The sequence below is a fragment of the Niallia circulans NBRC 13626 genome, from assembly GCF_001591585.1.
Taxonomy (GTDB): Bacteria; Bacillota; Bacilli; order Bacillales; family Cytobacillaceae; genus Niallia; species Niallia circulans.
Genome location: NZ_BCVE01000018.1, coordinates 18,629 through 41,359, shown reverse-complemented (window position 1 = coordinate 41,359; position 22,731 = coordinate 18,629). Strand labels below are relative to the sequence as shown.

The following is a 22,731-nucleotide window of genomic DNA, read 5'->3' as shown; positions in this document are numbered from 1 at the left end:
ATAAATGAGTATTTCGACATTTCTCTGTTCCCTTTTCTCCTCCTCCAACCACAAAAAGAACAGTAATCTCTCTCATAAGAAATTACTGTTCCTTGCCTTTAATTATAGCAACTGTGCATTTGTATGATTGACGGTTGCTTCTCCTATATCTGTTTCCCGCTTGAATAAGCGCGTGTATACTCCATTATTATTCTGTAACAGTTCTGTATGGGTGCCTTCTTCGACAATTACTCCATTATCTAATACGATAATACGATCTGCGGCTAATACTGTTGATAAACGGTGAGAAATAATGAATATCGTTTGTTTCTTCGTTGTTTTCAAAACCGCTTCATTAATTTTCGCCTCTGTAATTGGATCTAGTGCCGAACTTGCTTCATCCAAAACAAGAATCGGCGCATCCTTTAGAATGGCCCTTGCTAAGGACAGACGCTGTTTTTGACCGCCAGAGAGAAGGCTTCCTCTTTCGCCAACTTTTGTATTTAGTCCATCTGGAAGGGAGTCTACTAATTCACCTAAACCGCTCGCACGGAGAACCTCATCCAATTCTTCCTCTGTTGCCTCTTTTTTGCCGATTCGTAAATTATCTGCTAATGTCCCACTTCGCATTAATACATCTTGGGTGACAATGGCCATTTGGGAGCGAAGCCAATCTGTATCCCATTCTTTGATTTCTCGACCATCTACTTCAATCGAACCTTCTGTCGTATCATATAATCGAAACAGCAAGTCAATAATCGTTGATTTCCCTGAACCACTTGGTCCAACTAACGCTATCTTTTCTCCCGCCTTAATGGTAAATGAAACACCCTTTAAGACATTCTCCTCTTTATCAGGGTAAACAAAGGAAACATCTTTCAAACGAACGTCACCCTTTGCTCTTGTTCCCTTCAACCCTTGCTTCGTTTCTGCTTCCGATACCGGTTGTGACAGCAAAATATCCGAGCGATCCAACGCTGGTCCTGTTCTTCTGACCGAAAGCCAATTCCGAAGAAGTCGCTGCATTTCATTTGCTGCAATAGTTACTAAGCCACCTGCCGTAAGCATTTGACCACTTGTTAAATCGTTATTCCAAATAAGTAATGTACTAATAAAATATACTAGACCTAATGCAAAACCATTATAACTTGCAATCACTACAACCGATTGCATTCTTGCTTTTAATTCTTTTAGAGAATGTTTCACAAAAGAATCCCTAATGGAAATAACACTTTCCACTTCACTATCGGAAACACCCATTACTCGGGAAAGATGAATACCTGTTACAGATTCTCTTAATCTCTCTAAATATCTAGAGGCTTCTGCCCGAGCGTCCGCTGATGCTGCTCTCGTTCTTGCGCCAACATAGTTCGATGCCCAATAAAAAAGGATTCCAAGCACAACACTTGTAATCATTAAATACGGGTGAATGAAAAGTAGAACGATACTATAAATCACTACCCCTTGTGCACTCGCCATAAAAGTTGACCCTTCCCATGCTAAAAAATTATGAAGGGTATCTGGATCATCCGAAGTTCGTGCTAGCAATTCTCCAGATGAATTGTTTTGATAAAACGAAAAAGGCAGTACTTGCAGATGTCCAAATAATCGTAGTTTTTGCCTATTTGTAACAGACTTTGCTGTAATATGGCAAAAATACTCATCAATTATCATCATTCCTAAATCTAATACAGCAGATAATACCAATAACCACATTAATCCCCATAACCATGTATGATTCTCACTTGGCAGGATGGTATCAATGAGCCAGCTCAATGCTAAAGTTGGTATTAATGCAGAAAAAACTTGGCTAATCGCAATAACGATAGAATCGCCAATTACCCATTTCTTATAAGGCATTAAAAATCGAATAACACGTTTGCCGTCGCCCATTTGCTTTTGGTTGGAGATTTTCTGCTTACTCATCCAATCATCTCCTTTTCTAGCTCGCTATATTGTGCTCGATATAATTGGTAATACTGCCCTTTTAACGCTAGCAGCTCTTCATGAGTTCCTTGTTCGGCAACCATTCCTTGATCAAGCAAGAGGATAGCATCTGCCTTTCTAACGGTTATCAAGCGATGGGCAATCGTAATGGTTGTTCTCCCTGGAATTAACTGTTCCAGCGATTCTTGAACCTTCTCTTCTGTTTCCCCATCTAGGGATGACGTCGCTTCGTCAAAAATCAATACTGGCGGCTGGCGCAATATCGCTCGTGCAAGGGCAACCCTCTGTCTTTGACCTCCAGATAGTTTTAAACCGCGTTCTCCGACAATCGTTTCATATTTATCCTCTAAAGAATCAATCAGCTCTTTTAACCCTGCCGCTTCCACAGCCTGTTCCAGCTCTTCCATCATTGCATCTGGTTTACCATATAAAAGATTGTTGCGAAGCGTACTATTTAATAGGAAGGTTTCTTGTGAGACCACACCTACCTGTCTGCGAAAACTATTGCGATTATAAGCAAAGAGATCTTTTCCATCGATGGTGACAGAACCTTTCTCCGGTTCATATAATCCCAGCAGTATTTGAATAAGTGTACTCTTTCCGCCCCCACTCGTTCCAACAATACCGATATGCTTTCCTTTCTCTACCGATACCGACACACCTTTTAATACTTGCTTCTCACTTCCTGGATAGGAGAACCAAATATTATGTAAATCAATTTCCCCTTGGACTGAACCAAAATTCGGAAGATTTTGTTCATGCTCTTCTGGCAGATCAAAATATTCGTAGATTCGTTGTAAAGCAGGAATCGCCTGCTGAATCGTTAAAGCATTTTCCGCTAAGGAACGAACTGGCTGAAACATAATCGGAATAAAATTCAAGCAGGAAATAAGGGTTCCAACCGTAATATTCCCTTGCCAAATTGCCAATCCGCCAATAAGCATCACCACACCAGGTGTAGCGATATTAAATAAATTTCCAAGACGCCAATTGACTTTTCCGATTAAAGCTGCCCGGATAGAATAATTTTTCCAATTTGTTAGTTTCTGCTCTTGAGTTGCTATTTCGTCTTTTTGTGTTTGATAGGTTCTTACTAGTCGAACACTCTCAATGCTTTCCTGGAGATGCTGATACATATCTGCACTCATGTCTCTTTGTACGGCACTCATCTTCCGCATGGTCTTCCCTAATTTAAAGGATGGAAAAATATAAATAGCAAATACTGCGAACATCACAATCGCTGCTGGCCAATATATTGCAAACACGGTGATAAAAGCCGCTACCGCACTAATCACTTGCTGAAGAATCCGAGGTACCACGGTATTGTTCAAATTCTGAATAGATTCTACATCATGGGTCAGGCGATATAACATGTCTCCACGAGGTGTATTCGAGAAAAAGGACATCGGTGTTCGATGAAGCCTTTTAAAGGCACGAATCTGCATATCTGTAATAACATCAAAGCCAATCTTCACCTGTACAAATTCTTGTAAGGATTCAAATAGCGCTTTTCCTAAAAATGCTGCTAATATTCCGAAAACAATCCATAATATAAAGGCTATCGCTTTATCACCGATTACTTCGTCTACCAATTTCCCGACAAGGATTGGAGGTAGAATCGTAAACGCACCGCCAACTAATGAGAAAAATAAGGCAATCAGTAACTTGCGCCAATATGGTTTAAAATGCTGTAAAGTAGTTCTTAATAAGTTCATTCTTTCTCCTCCCCACAAAGAGTTATTGTATTACAAATAATGAAAATATTCACCATGATTTCTAAAAATTTTTCGGATTATGAAATTTCTTTCTTTTTAAAATAAAAAAGCTACCTTAATAGTAGCTTTTTTCAGCTTATGGTTTTGGATTGATTGTCCAGGCTAAGCCAAACATCATAATGAAGAAAACGAAAATAAAAACACTAAGAGAAATACCTATAACCGCAAACGCCCTTGACCTATTTCTTGTAAATAAACCAATTATCCCTAAAAGCAAACTAATGAATGGGATTTTTGTAAAGACTAATTCAGGAAAAATATCCACCTCAAAAATAAGCCCTAAGTTTATTCCTGTTAATGCAACTAAGCTTAATAAAAATGAAACAAGTCCAGTCCATGTATTTTTTGTTGATCTTATTCTTTGTTTTTTCAATACCAATTCCATAACCTCACTTCCCCTAGCTTCATTCCTTTAACCATATCGTTGTCCTGCAGCTTAACAAGCGATTCTTTTGGACCTGTTACAACAGCTCCATAAATGTGAATACCATTTTTCTGCAGATAGGCGATTCTCTCAGGCAAAGCCAGGGGTCTTTCCGCAATCGTTTCTGCCGTTTCTTGATTTTTGCTTAGAAACGTAAGTATTTCCATGAATTGCTTACTGTTTATTTCATCGCTATTAAAAGGAGACCAATTATCAGGATCTTCTTGTGCCGGATATCCAATAGGGGAAATATAATCGCCATCTGCACTTAAATTTTTCTCTTCTAAACCTGTATCAACTGCGAACCAAATTAAATCTATATCCTTTGGAAATTCACTAAAAAGCTCTTTTTCTGTATATAATTGGTCAAATGAAACAAAAGCCTCTGCAACAGTTCCATCCGGCAATCCTTTTAATACCGTTTCGTCTTGTTTAACTGTATAAGGAATGGCTCTATGGGGGTGAAATAATACTTCCTTATCCTCATCGCGGTATTCAGTAAATGGTTTTTCTGTAATAAAACTTGTATCTGGAAAAGAAGGCGTACTAAAGGTGAAGTGAGCCTTTGAATCTCCAATTCGAACATCCTTTTTTCCTACCCTTTTATATAGATCATAGGATAAATCCATATTGAAGAAGCCTATCTTGCTGTCAATCTCCATTTCTTCTAAGCTTACATTCGGTTTGGTAATATAAATCGTTTTGTCCATGATATCAATTAAATCATTCGCCTTATTTCCTATTCCGTAGTAAAGATAGCTCCCTAGCGTTGCAGCCGGGATGATAAGGAGGAGAATGGTAAGACTATATAAAATGTTGGTAAGTCTTGCCTCCACTTTCCCTCTTCTTACAATCAATTGCTGATCCTTATCTGTAAATGGGGTCTCTGCTTCAAATTCATCTATTGCCTCTTGGATTTTATTTAGATAATCTTTCTCTTCTTCTTCTTTAAATCCATCTTTTTTCATAAGTTACCTGCCTTTCTTTCCCATGCTATTTTCCTCTGCCTTTTGAACCATCCTGTTCAATTTTTTTCTTCCGCGGAAGACATGGCTCTTCACCGTATTTTCTTTTAGATTTAGCACTGCAGCTGCTTCTTTATAAGGAAACTGATGGAAATCACACAAAATAATCGCATTTGCTTCTTTCTCTGAAAGCTGGGATATATAGTATAAGAGCTGGTTAAAGCTTTCTTTATGCACGATTTTACTTTCTGGTGTGGAATTGTTTATTTCCTCCTGAAAGGATTCCTTTAGAACAATTCGTTTTCTTTTTCGGGTGTAATCGATAAATGCATGATAAGCTACTTTGAATAACCATGGCTTGATTTCCAGAATGTCATAAGTATCTAATTGTTTATATGCTCGGTAGAAGGCATCTTGTACCAAGTCCTCTGCAGTATGATGGTCCTTTGAAAGGGAATATAGATAACGATATAATTCATTTACATACATGCGATATGCATCATCTAGCTCCAAACTTTTTCCCCCTTTCACCTAGACCACGTTTCATTCATACATAAAGTTGCACTTTTTGTAAAAAAATTCATTTTACGTTTATCCCAGTGTACCGAACCGTCAAATATAGGCGCAACCTTATGAGAAGAAGGCAAAAAAATCCCCTCCGCAAGCAGAGGGGATTTCGAGGTAGTTATCGAGCACTAGCACTCACCTAAACTATTCTTTTTAATAGCTTGCCTTACTTCCAATCAAAAACAAAATCATCATCTGATATAGGTTCTACTTTTGTCGCTTTGACATAACCATTTCCTTTTACAGAAAAGAAGTCATGGTTCTTTGTATCTGTCTTCATGCCATTTTCAACAATCGGGTTGATTGGTTCGGAAGGATAGACAGGTTCATAGCCAAGATTCATACAAGCTTTATTGGCATTGTAACGGATAAATTTATTTACTTCCTCGACTAATCCGATATGCTGATATAAATCCTGTGTATATTCCAATTCATTCTCATATAGAGAGTCTAGTAATGCTAATCTTTCGCGAGTAGCTTGTTCTTGTTCCTCTGGTGTCAATTGTGCATATAATTCTTGAGCGAGAAGCCCAACATAGACCCCATGAATGCTCTCATCCCGAATGATTAAGTTAATGATCTCACCTGAAGCAGTTAGCTTTCCTTGTCCAGCTAAAAATAGAGGATAAAAGAAACCGGAATAGAAAAGGAATGATTCCAAATAAACGGAAGCAACCATTGCCATATATAGATCATATTTGTTTATTTTCGGGCTAAACAGCTTCTGGTAATATTCAGAGATACGTTTTCCCTTTGCTTGTAGCTGTGGGTGATTATGCACCCAATTAAATACTTCGTCAATTTCTTCCTCAGACGCTAATGTAGTAAAAATAGTGGAATACGATTTAGCATGGATTTGCTCCATCATCCCCATAAAAGAAAGAACGCCCTTACGCTGCAATCCTTCAATGTGCATGCCAATTAGCGGCATTCCCTCGCCACCTTGCTCTGTATCCAGCAGCGTAAGACCACCAAGTACTTTTTTGTAAGTATCTTGCTCCTCTTTCGACAATTCCACCCAAGTATTTTTATCAGAAGAAAGGCTGATTTCTTCTGGCAGCCAAAACTGTCTAGTATTCTGTGTATAGAACATTTGTGTGAAATCATCTTCATGCTGATTCCAGTTAACAGCATACTTTGTCATTTTATTACCCCCAGTAATTCCAGAAAACAGGAGGAGTTTCCTCCTCCTACTTCTTCATTCTTCTCTTAAACGGCACATGCAATGCACTCATCAATAGCTAGATTGCGAGTTCTTGTATAGTAAAGTGATTTTAATCCAATTTCATTTGCATAAATATAATAACGAGCTAATTCTTTCGTAGAAACATCTGAGTTTACGTAAAGAATTGTTGATATCCCTTGGTCAACATGCTCTTGAGCTGCAGCGATTAAGTCCATTACCTTGAATTGGTTCATATCAAACGCTGATTTATAATACCAGAAGTTCGTTTCATCCATATATGGCATCGGATAATAAGTCGTAGAGTTAGCATAAGTGCGAGACTCAATTTGGTTAACAACCGGCATTACCGATGCTGTCGCATTTTGGATATACCCTATTGACTGGGTTGGTGCAACAGCCAAGCGATACGCATTATACATCCCATGTTTTTGCACTTGTGCAGCTAATTCTGCCCAGTCTTCACAAGTTGGAATATAAATACCTGCAAATAATTCTTTTACTTTGTCTGTTTTCGGAGCAAAGCTTACTTGTTTATATTTTTCAAAATAAGTTCCTTTAGCATACTCCGATTTTTCGAACTCTTTAAATGTTTCTTCTCTTTCTTTAGCTATTAACATGCTCTTCTCAATAGAATAGAAGTTCATCATCATAAAGAAAGTAGCAGTAAAATCTTTTGCTTCTTCTGACTCATAGCTAATCTTGTTTTTCGCTAAATAGCCATGAAGGTTCATCGCCCCTAAACCGACTGCATGAAGTTCTTCATTAGCTTTTTTAACAGATGGAGCATTTTGAATGTCTGAAATATTTGATACAGTAGTTAATGCTTCAATACCAACATGAACAGAATCTCTGAATACTTCGCCTGGCTTCATCACATTTGGAATGTTTAAAGAGCCTAAGTTACAGTTAATATCACGGCGAATAATATCTTCTTGTCCATAATCCGTAATTTCTGATGTCTCTTGAAGCTGGAAAATCTCTGTACATAAATTACTCATTTTAATTTGTCCAATATCTTTAAGAGCATGTCCTTTATTGGCATTTGATTTATTCATAAAATATGGATAACCAGACTCCAATTGGATTTGTGCGATTTTTGTCAGCATTTCACGTGCAGACATAATGACACGTTTTTTCACGTTCGGATTAGCTACAAGCTCCTCATACATTTCATCCATTCTCATGTCATCCATATGAATGCCATATTCCTTGTACACACTGAATGGTGCGAATACGTATAGGTCTTTGTTTTCTTTCGCTAATTGGAAGAATTTATTTTCCACAATTAGGCCGATTGAAAGTGTTTGGATCCGCGACTTCTCGTCGGCATTGATTTTCTTTGTATCTAAGTATTCCACAATGTCCCAATGGAAAATATTTAAGTAGACAGCACCTGCGCCTTTTCGCTGCCCCAATTGGTTTGCATAAGAAAAAGTATCTTCTAGAAGCTTCATGACAGGCACTACACCTGATGCAGCATTATCAATTCCTTTTATTTGCTCATTGCGGGCACGAAGCTTCGAAAGGTTAAGGGCTACGCCTCCTCCTATTTTCGATAGCTGTCCAGATGTATTAATATTATGGAAAATCGAATTTAAAGAGTCGTCCATTTCTAATAAGAAGCAAGAAACCATCTCACCACGGCGACTTCTACCTGCATTCAAGAAAGTAGGTGTAGCAGGCTGGTAACGCTGTTCAATCATTGCGATTGCATTTTTCTTTGCTTTTTCGAAATCACCTTGTCCCAAGAATAAAGCAACAATAATAATTCGGTCCTCATATGTTTCAAGGTATTGCTTCTTGTCATTTGTTTTTAAGGCATAATCTTTATAAAATTTGGATATGGCCATATAGGATTGAAACTCAAATTCATATGCATATACAAGCTTTGTAATTTCCTCAATTTCCGAAATCTTGTATTGTTCTAAAACCTGTGGATAATAGAAGTCCTCTTCCACCATATATTTAAATCTTTGTTCAATAGAGTCAAAACGAATCAATTTTGGATTGATTTCAGATTCTAGAAATTCAGCAACAGCTTCTTTATCTTTTTCGAGGCGGAAAAACCCCTTTTCATTAAGCTGTGTCACTTCGTTGTTTAGTTCTATATGTCTCATAGCTAATACTTTGCACCCTTTCTCTAACTATCTCTACATCTTCAGGCATACCACTCATTTCAAATTTATGTAAGATTGGTACTCCGTACATGGTTGATATTTTATTAGCACTTAAAGCAAAATTCTGGCCCCAGTTTTTATTTCCACTGGCAACTACAGCATGAAGGTTTGGATGATTTATTTTAAGGAAGTCTAAAGTTGTTTGAGGAACTTGTCCCATCCCGGTTGTGTAAGTTAATAGTATATATGGTTCATGAACTTTTAACCCAGCGCTTATCTCGATTCCTTTATTTGCTGGAAGTCCTAATTTATTAAAAAATCTTCGTACATTTCCCGTCTTACTGTCATAAACAATAAGCACTAATTCTCCCTCCTTGCAAAGACTTGAATAAAAAAAAGAAAAAAAGCTATATTTTAAGCAATACGCTCCATTTCTTACAAAGTCTACTAAATATAGATAGATGTCGATATTCCGTTTCAATATATTGTGTCTAAGACTATATAATCCTTTTTTGAGGTAAGAGTCAATAACGTACTTTTATATTTTTTTGTCAACAATTATCGCTTAAATTTGATAGATTTTTATATTTCCTTGTCGAATAATTTTGAATGAATTTAACTAACATTTGATACAGACTGTTTTCATTCGACTTTTCATTTAAAAAGAAGGCTCTTACTTTTTTATCACCCTAAAAAATATTTGTCTTTAGATAAACGCTAAAAAATTTTTATTACTTTTTTGCATAAGTTCATCTTATAAAAAAATTTTATTTTTCCATTTAAATTCAAAAGTTTATTATAAGGTTGCAGCCAATTTTTTTCCATACATTTTTTGCTTTTTTCTTTCCCTTCTCTTAAAAAGATTACACCTTTTTCTCTAAAAAATATTTGTTTGTACTTTTATTCATAAAGAAAGAAGGCAGCAATGTGCTGCCTCCCTTTATCTCACTCGATATTTCATTCTTATTAGTCCTACCACTTTTTATCAGGACAGCTTTTTTTGTCTAAGCTAGCACGGAAGCGAACAAAACATCCGCATTTTCCACATGTATGCTGATTTAGGTGTTCGCATTTGGCACATATGCTCAATCGCAGCTCTCTTATTTCCTCTCGCGCTAAATCTACTTCGAAAGAAAGCTGTTCTTGAACAAGTGTATCAACATCTAATTGACTAACTTGTTCCTTTAGCTCGCAGCCTACACAAGCCATCTTAGTTTTCCTTTGTTATGATGCTTGCAACACTCATAGGCGGTAAAGTAACCTTTAATGTTCCTTTCTCTACTATATAGCTAGTAAACTCTTTTTTTGCTACAGCCTCTGGTTCTTCAAATGTATTATGGGCATTCATTGTATCTGCCGTAATATATTCTGCTTCCACTATTTCAAACTCCCCTTTTTCTCTGGAAAGGGTAATTTCTCTCGTTTCCGTTAAATCATAGTTACATAGAGAAACGGTTAATTTTCCATCCTTCTTAGAAGCTGTATATGTTACATGATTACTTTCATCCCCATAAGAATCAACTAACTCTGCATCCTGATGATGTTTATACAAATCAAAAACATGATAAGTAGGGGTTTTGATCATTTTCTCCCCTTCTGTTAATAGCATTGCCTGCAAAACGTTCACCATCTGCGCAATATTCGCCATATGAACTCGGTCTGCATGCTTATGGAAAATATTTAATGTAATTGCAGCAAGCATAGCATCACGAATAGTATTTTGCTGATATAAGAAGCCAGGGTTTGTTCCAGGTTCTACGTTATACCAAGCTCCCCACTCGTCTACAATTAAACCAACACGTTTTTCGGGATCATATTTATCCATTATTGTACTGTGTTTTGTAATCAATTCGTCCATGTACTGAGCATGCTCTAATACAGAATACCACTGTTCTTCTGGAAAATTTACAGCATCGCCTTTATCCTGCCATACTCTGGTTGGAATGGAGTAATGGTGCAGGCTGATTCCATCCATAAATCTTGCTGCATTTTTCATTAATACTTCTGTCCAATTATAGTCATCTACATTTGCCCCACAGGCAATTTTGTAGATATTATGCTCTCCATATTTCCGAACATAGGTCTGATATCTCCGGTAAAGGTCCGCATAATATTCTGGACGCATATTTCCGCCACAGCCCCAAGATTCATTACCTACACCAAAAAATGCTACTTTCCAAGCTTCCTCCTGGCCATTTTGCCGGCGGAGGTTTGCCATTGGAGATTCGCCATTCATGGTCATATACTCCACCCATTCTTGCATTTCTTGGACTGTACCGCTTCCTACATTCCCATTAATATACGCTTCACAATCTAATTGGCGGATCAATTCAAAAAATTCATGTGTACCAAAGTGATTATTTTCGGTTACTCCGCCCCAATGTGTATTCACTATTGTACTTCTATTCTCTATTGGTCCAATCCCGTCTTTCCAATGATATTCATCAGCAAAACAACCACCTGGCCAACGAACTACAGGAATTTGAATCTCTTTTAATGCATTTACCACATCTTTACGAATTCCATTTTCATTTGGAATATCAGAGTCGGTACCAACCCAAACACCTTCATAAATGCACCGTCCTAGATGTTCTGCAAATTGTCCATAAATATATTTACTTATTGTTGGTCCTTGCTTATCAACTAATAAATTCACTTGCATGTTGTGATTCCTCCATTTTCAATTTTTGGAAAAACAATAACAGGATACTAAGTTGTTCACAATACTATGTACGATATCCTCCTTTCTACTATTGCTAGTTACATAGTTAAAAAGATAAACTCATGACTAAAATATAATACAATAAGAAAGCGTTGTCAATAACTAGTTAGTATACTATTATGATAAAAATATTAATATTGATTAACCTATTGGTTATATAAAATATTTGATTTTGCTATTCATTTATTCTTGTAGTAATATAATAGTAATAAAGGGGGTACCAAAGATGCAATTAGATATATCGGAAAATTCTATCCCTGTGTACGAGGTTCTATCCAGCCCTACACGAATAAACATTATTAAATTATTATCCAAGAAAAAAATGAATATTGGCGAACTCGCAAAGGAATTGAATATAAGCAGTGCAATAGTCAGTAGACATATTACAAAAATGAGTGATGCAGGTTTAGTAAAAACTGAAACGATCCCTGGCAAATCTGGTCTGCAAAAAATTGCTATCCTAAAAGTAGATCGAATCGAAATACAATTTCCTCAAAAGATTTACTCTGCTTTTGAAACCTATAAACAAGAAATTCCTGTAGGTCACTATTTTAATTTTAAAGTTTACCCTACCTGCGGCCTGGCGACTATCGCTAAAGCTATCGGCGAATACGATGATCCTAAATACTTTATGGATCCAGAAAAAAACCAAGCAGCTATCCTGTGGTTCACAAAAGGATTTATTGAATATCGTATTCCTTCCATTCTGAAAGAAAAAGATAAACTAGAGATGATTGATATTGTCTTGGAAGCTTCTTCTGAATTTCCTTATTCGAATAATGTCTGGCCTTCTGATATTACGTTTTCTTTAAACGGTAAAGAACTGTGTACATGGACCAGTCCAGGAGACTTCTCTGATACAAGAGGCCGTTTTACCCCCGGCTGGTGGCCAAATGATACCAACCAATACGGTATCTTACTTACTATCCGCATCACTAAGCATGGCGTTTATGCTGATGGCAAAAAATTATCCGATACTACCATTGATCAGTTTCGCGAAGAACAAAGTGGGATGTGGGATTTAAAAGTAGAAGTAAAAGAAGATGCAGAAAATCTTGGCGGCGTTACTTTATTTGGAAAAGGGTTTGGAAATTACGATCAAGATATAAATTTCATTACTTATTATAGTAATCCCGTGTAGTCAATCTGATAAAAGTCGTACAAATTAATAGAATAAAACTTTACGTCTAAAGAAAAGGTGTTTGAAGAAAAGCACCTTTTCTTTTTGTTTTAAATCTTCTTTTAATGAACACCATTTTTTTGTTTAGTCCTGAGATTGTTGGTGTTCATTTGCTTGATGAACACCTCTTTTCCCTCGGTCTTCCTGGATTGTGGTGTTCATTTGCTTGATGAACGCCTCTTTTCCCTCGGTCTTCCTGGATTGTGGCTTTCATCTGCTTGATGAACACCATTTTTTCCTCGGCCTTCTTGGATTGTGGTGTTCATTTGCTTGGTGAACACCATTTTTTTCTCGGTCTTCCTGAATTGTGGCTTTCATCCCCTTGATGAACACCATTTTTTCCTCGGTCTTCCTGCATTGTGGTGTTCATTTGCTTGATGAACACCACTTTTTCATCTTCCTTGAGAGCGTCTATAATTTTGTGTAAATGGTTATACTTACCAATTAAGGAGATGATCATTTATGCAAGATCTACGGAATATGACAATTAGAGAGTTGGCCAGTCAATGTGAAACAGTTGATGATATCCACATGATGTTAAAAGAACTTTTTAAGGAAACTCTTCAACAAGTATTTGAAGCTGAAATCGAGGAACACTTAGGTTACTCTAAACACAATGTTAGTGGTATTAACTCGGGAAATAGTCGCAATGGCTATAGTAAAAAAACCATTAAATCTAAGTTAGGTGAAACTAAATTAAATATCCCTAGGGATCGTAAAGGAGAATATGAGCCTCAGATTATTAAAAAGTATGAGACCTCCATCAATGGCTTAGAGGATCAAATTATCGCCCTTTATTCCAAGGGAATGTCTACTAGAGATATAGAAAGTCATATGAGAGACATATATGGGATTAGTGTTTCTCCGACTTTAGTTAGTAAGGTAACTGATAAGGTTTTACCACTTGTTTATGAGTGGCAATCCCGTCTACTAGAATCTGTATATCCAATCGTGTTTTTAGATGCTATTCATTTTAAGGTAAAGCATGAAAATAGGATTGTGAGTAAAGCTGCTTATACCGTTCTCGGTATTAATACAGATGGGATAAAAGACATTTTAGGTATTTGGATTGGCGAAGAAGAAAGTGCTAGTTTTTGGTTAAATGTATGTCAAGATTTAAAAAGTCGCGGGGTCGAAGACATCCTAATAGCCTGTAAAGATGGGCTTTCTGGTTTTACTGAAGCTATTAACGCTACTTTTCCTAAGGCTGATGTTCAATCTTGTATTATTCATCAACTACGGAATAATTCCAAGACTGTTCCCAATAAAAATCGTAAAGAATTTATGAACGATTTAAAGAATGTCTATAAGGCCTTTACCATTGAACAAGCGGAAATGGCCTTTGAAGAATTTAAAACAAAATGGGAAAAGAAGCATCCATCTGTTATTAAGTCATGGGAAAATAATTGGTTAGAGCTTACCACTTATTTCTCTTATCCAGTGGAAATTAGAAAATTAATTTATACAACGAATACTATTGAAGCCTTTCACCGACAACTAAGAAAAGTCACCAAAACGAAAACGGCTTATCCTACGGATAACGCTTTAAGAAAAATTGTTTATCTAGCGACTATCGGTGTAACGGATAAATGGACTATTCCTGTGCCTGGATGGTTAGAATGTAGACAACAGTTTGAAATAATGTTTGAGGGTCGATTTGGGAAATAATCATTTTTTATTATTTTCTTACGCTTTAGGGCTATGCCCTAAGGGTTTATCGCTTTGGTTCTCCCAAAAGAAAAAGAGAGGATAACGCCTCTCCACTTTTGTACAGAACCCTACTAGGTGCTCGGGGTGCTCCCCAGCATTGCCCTATCCCCCTAGTAGGTAAGAATCTTATAGTTATAGTATTAACCATATATAGTAATTCAATCATTTACACAAAATAATTTACATTCCCTCTTCCTTCCTGGATTGTGGCTTTCATCTGCTTGATGAACACCATTTTTTCCTCGGTCTCCCTGCATTGTGGTGTTCATTTGCTTGATGAACACCACTTTTTCCTCTTCCTTCCTGGATTGTGGTTTTCATCCCCTTGATGAACACCATTTTTTCCTCGGCCTTCTTGGATTGTGGTGTTCATTTGCTTGATGAACACCACTTTTTCCTCTTCCTTCCTGGATTGTGGTTTTCATCCGCTTGATGAACACCATTTTTTCCTCGGTCTCCAGTATTCGGTTTTCATCCTCTCCATGAACGCCACTTTCCCCTCAGTCTCCCAGGATTGTGGTTTTCATCCCCTCCATGAACACCACTTTTCCTTCTCTCTCACAAATTGTGACTTTCCCCCCCTCCAGCAGCGTCATCTCGCCCGCCCCTTCATCTATCAGCAAATACCATCCACCTTCCTCCCAAATAAAAAAGCTACATCGACTTATTCGATGTAGCCAAACTCCACGTAATTTTTATTTCAATATAAGTACATCAAATTGCTTTAATTCCACAGCTTCCTTCACCACTTCTCCAGTTAGTAGATTAACTTTGCCAACCAGATCTTTCGGTAATAGCTGCTTGTTTACCTGTTGGTTAATGACAAAATAAAACGAAGCTTCGTCTGTATCTCTTTTGGTAATTTCCAAGCCCTCTCCGTGCGAACAAATCGGCTTTGCCTCTGTTCCTTCTATCACTTGGTTCAATAAATGAGTAAGGCCGTCCTCTTCTACCTGTGTACCAACATACCATACAGTCCCTTTTCCATAAGTGTTTTTTGTAATAGCTGGTGTATTTCCGTAAAAATCTTCTTTATAAAAAGCAACGGTCTCTGCTCCTTCTAGATGAATAATGTCACATAGCAGCTGACAGACATAGACATTACCATCCACAAATTCAACCCCGTTCTTTTGTTCTGGGGCTAATGCGTCAATTTCCTCGACCCAGATTCCTGCTATTTCTCTTAATGGCCCTGGGTAACCGCCAAGATAGACATTATCTGATTCGTTAACTATTCCACTCATAAAAGTAGTAACCAAATGTCCGCCATTTTCCACAAATGCGGTGATTCGCTCTGCCAGCCCAGCTTTCATCATATAAAGAACTGGGACAACGACCACGTCATACTTAGAAAGGTCACTATCAACCGATATCATATCAACTGAAATATTCTTTGTATAAAAGTATTGATAGTATTGATGAATTTGATCAACATATTTTAAATCTTTATTTGGTCCACTCGTATACTCAAGTGCCCAATAGTTTTCCCAGTCAAAAATGATACCAACCTTACTATGAATGGTAGAGCCTAAAAATTCATCCCCTAATTTCTGTAATTCATTCCCAAGTTCCCTTACCTCGCGAAACACTCTTGTATTTTCATGGCCGACATGCTCAATAACAGCACCATGAAATTTCTCGCATGCTCCGACTGAACGACGCAGCTGGAAAAATTGAATCGTATCTGCTCCATGTGCTAACGTCTGGTAACTTTGTGCCCGCATTTTTCCAGGTCGCTTTAAGGAATTATAAGGCTGCCAGTTTTGCTGGCTAGGGGTTTGTTCCATTAACATGAACGGCTGCCCATCTTTAAGCCCGCGCATTAAATCATGACACATCGCTGTGTAGCTCAATGGTGTATTATAGCTTGGATAATTATCCCATGAAACGAGATCCATTTCTTTTGCCCATTTAAAGTAATCTAAATTTTTATAAGTGCCCATTAAATTTGTGGTGATGGGCGTATCGGCATCATATTTTCGTATAGCATCCCGTTCCATCTTGTAATTTTCCAGCATACTATCGGAATTAAAGCGGCGGTAATCGATAGATATTCCAGCAAATGCGGTTTTATCACTGCCAATTCCTTCACTTAGTGCATTCGGAAGAACGATTTCATCCCACGCATAGATAGTATGACCCCAAAATTCCAAATTCCATGCTTGGTTCAATGCTTCAATCGTTTGATATCGTTTTTTCAGCCACACTCGAAATGCCTTTTCACAGTTTTCACAGTAACACTCGCCGCCATATTCATTGTTAATATGCCAACAAGTAACATATGGATTATCTCCGTATCTTTCTGCTAATTTCCCCGCTAGTTTACTTGCATACTTTTGGTAAACGAGACTATTTGGGCAGGCATTATGTCTCTGTCCAAATTTATGGTGTCTGCCCTCATAATCTGTTCGAGCTACTTCAGGATATTTTTTTACCATCCATGCTGGTAACGAAGCTGTCGACGTAGCCAGGATGATGTCATATTTATCCTTGCTCAGCATTTCAACTATGTCATCTAGCTCCTCAAAGTAGTATTCATCTTCAGAAGGTTGAATTTTTGCCCATGAAAAAACATTAATCGTCGCTGAATTAATACCCGCCTTTTTAAATATCCGCATATCCTCTTCCCAAATATCTTTTGGCCATTGATTCGGATTATAATCTCCTCCATATAAAATACGGTTAAATACTTTTTTCGCCATCTTCATCCCTCCACCTTTTTTTATACATTCATTATAGATAGGCAAATAAAGAAAAAGTATAATAAGAGTAACTAGTTTATATAAAAATATGAAACTAATGTAAGGGGATACATAAATGGAAGTACATTTTAATTTATTAGATGGTTCTAACCCCTTTTCCATCGAAAGCATCGGCTATCAGTGGGAGCAAGAAATGATTATGCGAGCGGATGGCTATCCGTATTACCATTGGTTACAAACGGAAAAGGGGTTAGGGGAGGTCACTATTGAAAATGAAAAAATCCGCTTAAGACCTTCAGAAGGAATTCTGATTGCACCATTTGTTTCACATTACTATGAGGCTATTTCCGCCAATGGCTGGCAAACAAATTTTTTAACGATTAACGGTAGTTTTTCTCCAAATATAGCAGATATCCTTGGAGCTGCTCCCTACTATCTTGCCAACGATTGCCCAGATTTTTCTTACAGTGATTGGACGAGAAGAATGTTGTCCCGTATAAAAAACGAAAACCAAAATAGCCAGCAGCAGCAGCTTTCCATTGATGTGTATACCTTCTTATTAAATATACGAGACCATGGCTTACATAGAACCGTCCATACCAATGATTTATATCAGCAATATATTTGGCCAAGTATCCAATGGATTGAAACAAACTATGTAGAGAAATGTGATATTGCCGATATCGCAAAGAGACTCTATATCTCCCCACAATATTTGAATAAGCTTTTTCGACGCTTTGTCGGTGTTTCTGTCTATCAATATGTCCTTGCATACAGAATAAAAAAGGCAAAAGAAATCTTAGTTACCAATCGAGATATAAAAATCAAGGACATTACGTTCTTAATTGGCTTCAATGACACCAGTCATTTTGTTGCCACCTTTAAAAAGGAAACGGGGTTTACACCGAAAGAATTTCGTTCGTTTTATTAAAGAAGCTCCTCCCTATCATAGGGAGGAGCTGTACATTGTCAAAAGAACTTCTTTTTCCAAAAGACTAGAGCGGTTATTCCTGATAATAAGAAGGAAATCATAATTGCAATGGTGAAAGAATAGGACATATCCTGAAATGGAATATGCACATTCATTCCGTAAAAGCTCGCAACCATTGTTGGTAAGGATAAAATAATGGTGAAGGATGTGAGAAACTTCATGACCATATTAACATTATTGGAAATAACCGAAGCAAAGGCATCCATCATCCCACTTAAAATCGACATATGGGTTTCAGCCATCTCAATTGCTTGCTGATTCTCTATGATAACATCCTCTAGCAATTCTTGATCATCTTCATACATTTTCAAATAATTACTTTTGAGCATTTTTTGCATAACAATATTATTCGATTTTAAAGAAGTCGTAAAGTACACTAAACTTTTTTCGATGTTAAGCAAAGAGAAAAGCTCTTTATTTTTCATGGACTGCTGTAGTTCTTTTTCAATGCTATCTGTCTTCTTGCTGATTTGCTTTAAATATTTTAAATAAGCTGTCGCCATACTATACAGTATTTGCAAGGAAAAACGAGTTTTTTTGTACGTAAAAAAGCTCTTCATTCTCCCTTCAGAAAATTGTTGAAAAATAGGATTATCCTTTAAGCAGACAGTAATAAAGCAATTCTTGGAAATAATCATTCCTAATGGAATGGTGTCATAAATTTGTGTCTTTTTTTCATCAAACGAAACGAGCGGAAGATTGACAATGATCAATATATTCTCCCCATCTTTTTCAATTCTTGAACGCTCTTCTTCATCCAATGGATCTTTCATAAACGCTAATGGAATATCTAAACCTGTTGCAATTTCTGTTATCTCCTGCTCTGTTGGTGCTATTAAATTGATCCAGCAGCCATTGACTACTTTATCTGTTTCCTGCAACATTCCATCTTCATTTGAAATATAAATTTTTCTCATGCTTTTACCTCCTCTTGTTGTAGAGGAAGTCAACATTCTCTGCCAAATAAAGTTGAATCTTTATCAGTATTCAAACTTCTAAAGGAAGGGCTATATATGACTTCCTCTTTCATGGCCGTGGGTTCTGGTTCAGGTTCCATACACTTTCGAGTACTCATAAAAATTCAACTCCTTGCTTGTAATCTTTAAACCTCTTACATACTACTTTATAATTTATTGATTGTAAACCGAAAAAGACTAAATTTCTCTCGTTCCCCTTATAGCTTACATAAATAGACACTATCTCTGCAATATTGCTGAGACTAGAGGAATTAGTGTTTCTTCTCCTATTACAGCAATATTGCATTTTTGTTTTCCTAAGCAAGAATCCATTATTTTGGCGTATTATTCTCCTTGCAGCAACTCTTCCACAGAAGGACTATTTAATTTATTTCTTAATACATATAATATAGCTGCGGCTACTATGAATGTAATACTATCTGCTATAAACAGGGACCAAACGACACCATGAAAACCAAAAGTGAAATTAGCAAAAAACAAAATAGGAATTAACACCAATCCTTGCACAAAGGCCATAACAAAGGCAGCAGTACCCTGACCAGTCGCCTGAAACATGCCAATAATTAAGAATGTAAAACCAGATAAAAACATAGATAAGAACGTTACTTTTAAGATATAGCTTCCTACTGTAATTAATTCGATATCATTAGTAAATAAACCGATAAGGTTGCTGGATGTAAAAAAGATAATTAATCCAAAAAGAACGGCCATTCCTAGTATAAGCTTACTCGTAAACGCCAAAACTTTTTTCATCCGCTTTCTATCTGCTGTAAAGGAATAAGCTATTAACGGCACTACCCCCTCACAAACTCCCATGATGAAAAACTCAGGAAACTGTTGTAATCTTGAGGAAATTCCATAACCAGCAACTGCTTTATCTCCATATATCATCATAAAGTGATTAAAGAATAGGGCTGTAACTCCCATAAACACATTCATCAAAAATACGGGAACCCCAATCGTTAAAATATGCTTAAAGATAGTTTTTTCGAATGAAAATTCTCGAAAAGATAAGGTAAGGAATTTGCTCTTTTTTCCCATATAATAACTAAAATAAATACAAGCCATAATATTTGAGAGAATGGTTGCTGCTGCGACCCCCATAATTCCTAGCTTTAAAACAAAAATAAACAATAAATCAAGCACAATATTTATGGCAACACTAAGTATCATTCCAATCATAGAAACATTTGCCGCACCTTCTGATCGAACTAATTGTTCCATAGTAAAAAATAAAATGATAAACGGTGAACCAATAATTAACATCAATACGTATTGTTTTGTATAATCGAAGGAATGGAGGCTACTACCCAATAATGAAACAATCGAATCTATAAATGGAACTGTAATTATAATGATTAATAAACCTAATAATATAGAACTGTAAATAGAAATCGAAGATACTTGTTTTACTCTATAATATTTTTTTTCACCAAGAAGCCTTGATATATAGGTACCCCCTCCCATTCCTATTAAATTTCCAAAAGCCATGATTAGAGCAAAGACGGGAAGTGCTAGTGTAATAGCTGTAAGCATCGCAGTGTCCTGTAAAAAGCCAATAAAATAAGCATTTAAAATCGAATAAACTACTGTCATTGACATACCAAGCATCATTGGGATAGCAAAATGGGCAACCGCTTTAGCAATTGGTGCTTTTTCAAAATAATAAAGATTTTCTTTTTCCATATTCCCACTACTTTCTTTTTTATTTAGTTAGAAATCTAACTATTTATTTGTAATAAACAGACCTCATTCGTTGAACCGTACTTAATCTAAATGTATTGAAAAGGAAAAACAATTTAGTTTTTTATTTACTTAGAACTCTAACTATATACGGTGATATCCCCTGTAAGATATCACTTTGCTAAAGTTGTTTGTCTACATTTACATTCATTCGTTCTAAAAAATGAAATAGCTGTTTTTTCTCTTCTTCACTAAAACCCTCTACCAGCATATTCTCAGCATTTGCAAAAAAAGCTTCAAAATCACCTACGATTTTTTTCCCTTTCTCTGAAAGAGACAATAACTTTCTACGCTCATCCTTTGGATCAATTGTACGTTTTATAAAATCTTTTTTTTCCAAATTATGAATGATACTACTGATGGAGGAACCCTTTCGATTAAACCTTGATTCTAAATCCTTATGCGTAATCCCCTGTTCCTCATGCGCATCAATGAAACCCATAGTACGAGCCTGTTCTAATGTAATCCCATGCGCTTCCAACCTTTTATCACCACTTAGCTTAATTTTATGATTAATGGTGCGAATAAGATATTGAAAATTTACTTCAAACTCCCTCTCCTTCATGTTCATTCCTTCCTTTTCAATTACTTAGAATACTAACTAATTTACCTCACCTTCTATATAATGTCAATAAAATGCTTTTTGTGTTTGTAAAATAACAACCTATAAACCCAAAAACAAAACGGTTTCCCTCTATGGAAAACCGTTTTGCGTCTCTTTTATACTAATTTATGGCCACAATTGGAGCAGAAATTGCCTTCCCCTGTTTTCGTTCCACAATTCGGACAAAAATTGGGCCGTTTTTTCTCTTGATTCTGGGATGCTGCTTCTGGTGTTGGTTGTTGAGCCGGCGCTTGCTGCTGATTTTGCCCCTGGCTTTGATTTTGCTTATTCATTTTATCCATCATTTGATTAGCCATATTCATTCCCATCATCATGCCAGCCATATCAGACGCTGCACCCCCGCCTGACATTTTCCCATTAGCCATGCCATCAATCATCGAGATTTGCTGGTACTTATCTATATTGCCAACCATTCCGTGTGAGGCATTTTTATTAATCATTTCCTGTACTTCTTTCGGATAGCTGAAGCTCATAATCTGGAAGCCTGTTATCGCAAGCCCGCTTTCCATCATCTGGCTATTTAAATCTTCTTGAATGCCTTTGGCAATTTCAAAGGAGTTTGCTTGGAGATTGAACATATCCTTACCTGCTGTGACTATCCACTTCATTAATAATTGATCCAGCACAGAGATAATGCGAATTTTTACATCTTCTACTAAATATTGATTTTTAATCCCAGCAATTTTATCGATCAGCGCGATATAGTCCTTTACTTTAAATTGAAAGGTTCCGTTTGCTCTTATTGGCATTCCACCAGGAAGCCCAGCAGCTGGTATATTTATTGCATTTTTCGTGCCCCATTTAACTGTAAATTCCTTAGTATTGACGAATAGTACTTCAACTCGCATTCCACTATTGAATCCGAACTTAAAGCCTTTTAAAGTGGACAGAAATGGAACAATTTGCGATTCAATATCATACTCACCCTCCTCTTGAAAAGCTCCTTCTATATTGCCATTATTTAAGAAGATAGCATCCTGTCCTGGGCGAATAATTAATTTACTTCCCTTTTTAATTTCACGATTTTTCCATTTATAAAAAATCATATCTTCACGAAATTCTTCCCATTCCACTACATTGGCAAATTGATTACGAAAAAATGACATCCTTTTTTAACCCCT

18 protein-coding genes are annotated in these 22,731 nt (G+C 36.7%); 3 read left to right on the top strand and 15 right to left on the bottom strand.

Annotated elements, in window-relative coordinates; translation table 11 throughout:
- Window positions 1-102: 102 nt before the first annotated feature.
- From BCI01S_RS18475 to BCI01S_RS18430, 10 genes are all read right to left on the bottom strand, one after another.
- A complete protein-coding gene (locus tag BCI01S_RS18475) occupies window positions 103-1,905 on the bottom strand; it encodes an ABC transporter ATP-binding protein (RefSeq protein ID WP_061800626.1) in 1,803 nt (600 codons plus the stop codon).
- The gene (locus tag BCI01S_RS18470; RefSeq protein WP_061800624.1) at window positions 1,902-3,641 is read right to left on the bottom strand and encodes an ABC transporter ATP-binding protein; all 1,740 of its coding nucleotides are present in this window, start codon (window positions 3,639-3,641) and stop codon (window positions 1,902-1,904) included. Before BCI01S_RS18470 ends, BCI01S_RS18475 begins: the two co-directional genes overlap by 4 nt.
- A gap of 136 nt (window positions 3,642-3,777) precedes the next feature.
- On the bottom strand, window positions 3,778-4,086 hold the full coding sequence (locus BCI01S_RS18465) for a hypothetical protein (protein ID WP_061800621.1): 309 nt from the start codon (window positions 4,084-4,086) through the stop codon (window positions 3,778-3,780).
- Entirely contained in the window at window positions 4,071-5,093 is a 1,023-nt protein-coding gene (locus tag BCI01S_RS18460; protein ID WP_047945024.1) for an anti-sigma factor, read from the bottom strand. Before BCI01S_RS18460 ends, BCI01S_RS18465 begins: the two co-directional genes overlap by 16 nt.
- 3 nt (window positions 5,094-5,096) lie before the next feature.
- Complete coding sequence (locus BCI01S_RS18455; RefSeq protein ID WP_047945023.1) at window positions 5,097-5,603, bottom strand: sigma-70 family RNA polymerase sigma factor; 507 nt, start codon at window positions 5,601-5,603, stop codon at window positions 5,097-5,099.
- A 220-nt stretch (window positions 5,604-5,823) separates the two neighbouring features.
- Window positions 5,824-6,801 carry a class 1b ribonucleoside-diphosphate reductase subunit beta gene (nrdF, locus tag BCI01S_RS18450; protein ID WP_061800619.1) on the bottom strand — a complete coding sequence of 326 codons (978 nt, stop codon included), beginning with the start codon at window positions 6,799-6,801 and terminating at the stop codon, window positions 5,824-5,826.
- A gap of 65 nt (window positions 6,802-6,866) precedes the next feature.
- Window positions 6,867-8,960, bottom strand: coding sequence for a class 1b ribonucleoside-diphosphate reductase subunit alpha (gene nrdE, locus BCI01S_RS18445; protein WP_047945021.1), 2,094 nt, complete (start codon window positions 8,958-8,960; stop codon window positions 6,867-6,869).
- Window positions 8,920-9,321, bottom strand: a complete 402-nt coding sequence (gene nrdI / locus BCI01S_RS18440) for a class Ib ribonucleoside-diphosphate reductase assembly flavoprotein NrdI (protein WP_047945020.1) — start codon at window positions 9,319-9,321, stop codon at window positions 8,920-8,922. Before nrdI ends, nrdE begins: the two co-directional genes overlap by 41 nt.
- Window positions 9,322-9,932: 611 nt before the next feature.
- Window positions 9,933-10,169, bottom strand: coding sequence for a DUF6171 family protein (locus tag BCI01S_RS18435; RefSeq protein ID WP_047945019.1), 237 nt, complete (start codon window positions 10,167-10,169; stop codon window positions 9,933-9,935).
- 1 nt (window position 10,170) lies between these two features.
- Entirely contained in the window at window positions 10,171-11,622 is a 1,452-nt protein-coding gene (locus BCI01S_RS18430; protein WP_061800617.1) for an alpha-N-arabinofuranosidase, read from the bottom strand.
- 286 nt (window positions 11,623-11,908) lie between these two features.
- Between BCI01S_RS18430 and BCI01S_RS18425 the strand changes: the two genes are divergently transcribed.
- Together BCI01S_RS18425 and BCI01S_RS18420 are read left to right on the top strand one after the other, a co-directional pair.
- Complete coding sequence (locus BCI01S_RS18425) at window positions 11,909-12,823, top strand: ArsR/SmtB family transcription factor (RefSeq protein ID WP_047945017.1); 915 nt, start codon at window positions 11,909-11,911, stop codon at window positions 12,821-12,823.
- Between the two features lie 501 nt (window positions 12,824-13,324).
- Window positions 13,325-14,530, top strand: a complete 1,206-nt coding sequence (locus BCI01S_RS18420; RefSeq protein WP_061800615.1) for an IS256 family transposase — start codon at window positions 13,325-13,327, stop codon at window positions 14,528-14,530.
- Window positions 14,531-15,267: 737 nt separating this feature from the next.
- On the opposite strand, the gene BCI01S_RS18415 is transcribed toward BCI01S_RS18420, so the two are convergent.
- On the bottom strand, window positions 15,268-17,274 hold the full coding sequence (locus BCI01S_RS18415; RefSeq protein WP_061800613.1) for a beta-galactosidase: 2,007 nt from the start codon (window positions 17,272-17,274) through the stop codon (window positions 15,268-15,270).
- Between the two features lie 115 nt (window positions 17,275-17,389).
- On the opposite strand from BCI01S_RS18415, the gene BCI01S_RS18410 reads away from it, so the two are divergent.
- Entirely contained in the window at window positions 17,390-18,205 is an 816-nt protein-coding gene (locus BCI01S_RS18410; protein WP_047941640.1) for an AraC family transcriptional regulator, read from the top strand.
- Between the two features lie 38 nt (window positions 18,206-18,243).
- Here the strand turns inward: BCI01S_RS18410 and BCI01S_RS18405 are convergent, their stop codons facing one another.
- The 4 genes from BCI01S_RS18405 to BCI01S_RS18390 all read right to left on the bottom strand — a co-directional run bounded on the left by BCI01S_RS18405 (window position 18,244) and on the right by BCI01S_RS18390 (window position 22,716).
- The gene (locus tag BCI01S_RS18405) at window positions 18,244-19,182 is read right to left on the bottom strand and encodes a magnesium transporter CorA family protein (RefSeq protein ID WP_061800611.1); all 939 of its coding nucleotides are present in this window, start codon (window positions 19,180-19,182) and stop codon (window positions 18,244-18,246) included.
- Window positions 19,183-19,566: 384 nt separating this feature from the next.
- Window positions 19,567-20,928 carry an MATE family efflux transporter gene (locus BCI01S_RS18400; RefSeq protein WP_061800610.1) on the bottom strand — a complete coding sequence of 454 codons (1,362 nt, stop codon included), beginning with the start codon at window positions 20,926-20,928 and terminating at the stop codon, window positions 19,567-19,569.
- Between the two features lie 178 nt (window positions 20,929-21,106).
- Window positions 21,107-21,550, bottom strand: coding sequence for a MarR family winged helix-turn-helix transcriptional regulator (locus BCI01S_RS18395; protein WP_047941643.1), 444 nt, complete (start codon window positions 21,548-21,550; stop codon window positions 21,107-21,109).
- 155 nt (window positions 21,551-21,705) lie between these two features.
- On the bottom strand, window positions 21,706-22,716 hold the full coding sequence (locus BCI01S_RS18390; RefSeq protein ID WP_047941644.1) for an SPFH domain-containing protein: 1,011 nt from the start codon (window positions 22,714-22,716) through the stop codon (window positions 21,706-21,708).
- Window positions 22,717-22,731 lie beyond the last annotated feature (15 nt).

Coding starts and splice junctions, on each gene's coding strand:
- BCI01S_RS18475 (WP_061800626.1), bottom strand. CDS start 1,905: ATGAGTAAGCAGAAAATCTCCAACCAAAAGCAAATGGGCGACGGCAAA.
- BCI01S_RS18435 (WP_047945019.1), bottom strand. CDS start 10,169: ATGGCTTGTGTAGGCTGCGAGCTAAAGGAACAAGTTAGTCAATTAGAT.
- BCI01S_RS18400 (WP_061800610.1), bottom strand. CDS start 20,928: ATGGAAAAAGAAAATCTTTATTATTTTGAAAAAGCACCAATTGCTAAA.
- BCI01S_RS18405 (WP_061800611.1), bottom strand. CDS start 19,182: ATGAGAAAAATTTATATTTCAAATGAAGATGGAATGTTGCAGGAAACA.
- BCI01S_RS18425 (WP_047945017.1), top strand. CDS start 11,909: ATGCAATTAGATATATCGGAAAATTCTATCCCTGTGTACGAGGTTCTA.
- BCI01S_RS18410 (WP_047941640.1), top strand. CDS start 17,390: ATGGAAGTACATTTTAATTTATTAGATGGTTCTAACCCCTTTTCCATC.
- BCI01S_RS18395 (WP_047941643.1), bottom strand. CDS start 21,550: ATGAAGGAGAGGGAGTTTGAAGTAAATTTTCAATATCTTATTCGCACC.
- nrdF (WP_061800619.1), bottom strand. CDS start 6,801: ATGACAAAGTATGCTGTTAACTGGAATCAGCATGAAGATGATTTCACA.
- BCI01S_RS18390 (WP_047941644.1), bottom strand. CDS start 22,716: ATGTCATTTTTTCGTAATCAATTTGCCAATGTAGTGGAATGGGAAGAA.
- nrdE (WP_047945021.1), bottom strand. CDS start 8,960: ATGAGACATATAGAACTAAACAACGAAGTGACACAGCTTAATGAAAAG.
- BCI01S_RS18420 (WP_061800615.1), top strand. CDS start 13,325: ATGCAAGATCTACGGAATATGACAATTAGAGAGTTGGCCAGTCAATGT.
- BCI01S_RS18415 (WP_061800613.1), bottom strand. CDS start 17,274: ATGGCGAAAAAAGTATTTAACCGTATTTTATATGGAGGAGATTATAAT.
- BCI01S_RS18430 (WP_061800617.1), bottom strand. CDS start 11,622: ATGCAAGTGAATTTATTAGTTGATAAGCAAGGACCAACAATAAGTAAA.
- BCI01S_RS18465 (WP_061800621.1), bottom strand. CDS start 4,086: ATGGAATTGGTATTGAAAAAACAAAGAATAAGATCAACAAAAAATACA.
- BCI01S_RS18460 (WP_047945024.1), bottom strand. CDS start 5,093: ATGAAAAAAGATGGATTTAAAGAAGAAGAAGAGAAAGATTATCTAAAT.
- BCI01S_RS18470 (WP_061800624.1), bottom strand. CDS start 3,641: ATGAACTTATTAAGAACTACTTTACAGCATTTTAAACCATATTGGCGC.